The organism is Thiorhodococcus mannitoliphagus (assembly GCF_010915725.1).
GTDB classification, from domain to species: Bacteria; Pseudomonadota; Gammaproteobacteria; order Chromatiales; family Chromatiaceae; genus Thiorhodococcus; species Thiorhodococcus mannitoliphagus.
This window is the reverse complement of sequence record NZ_JAAIJR010000406.1, coordinates 1-702: the sequence shown is the minus strand read 5'-3', so window position 1 is coordinate 702 and position 702 is coordinate 1. Positions and strand designations below refer to the sequence as shown.

The following is a 702-nucleotide window of genomic DNA, read 5'->3' as shown; positions in this document are numbered from 1 at the left end:
ATAACTTCTGAAGGAGCTTGCAAACGCTCAAAGCATTAATATAGGTATCATTGGTGACGGTCACGATTTCATGCGTGCAGGCATTCAAAGCACCCAGCACGTTAAAACGTTTACGGCCAGCCGGTGCCTTGATAAAGAACCGTGTGAATGACCATAAGAACCCTAAGAGTGGAGCCAGCACAAAATGCGCGGCATCCACAAAATAGACATGGCGCTGGCCTGACTTGGCTTCCTCCAGCACTGGCTCTAACTTATTGATAATAAATTCTTCTTGCTTGTCAGGATCGGCTTTTGCGGGCATCATTCCCACTTTCCGACGGTCCATCCCGAGCGCGATCAAAAAGACACGAACACTGCCGAGACTGCGCTTCAGCCCCGTCAATCGTTGAATATCGGCGGCCGCTTGCTTGATCGTGGCCGGCGGATGATGCGTAAAATGCCGCCTGAGTTGATCGTAATGATCATACAACTGGCTTTCCGGTCGATAGGGTCGTCGCTCCCGAACGCGCATGAGGACACCTTGTTGATAACGGCGAATCGTCGCCGTCACCATATTAGGACTCGCGCCACTCAGCGTCGCAATTTCATGGTGCGGGTAACCGAGCGACTTGAACCAGAGAATGCTCATGCGTTTTCGTATTAAAGGAACCGGATCGTGAAACCGCGCCTGGTTGATCTCCGCTTTATCCTGCTCAGAAAATT

The 702-nt window shown here is 51.1% G+C and carries 1 protein-coding gene; it reads right to left on the bottom strand.

Features of this window, described 5'->3' with window-relative positions:
* On the bottom strand, nucleotides 1-702 hold a 702-nt coding region (locus G3480_RS27155), incomplete at both ends, for an IS630 family transposase (protein WP_164657280.1).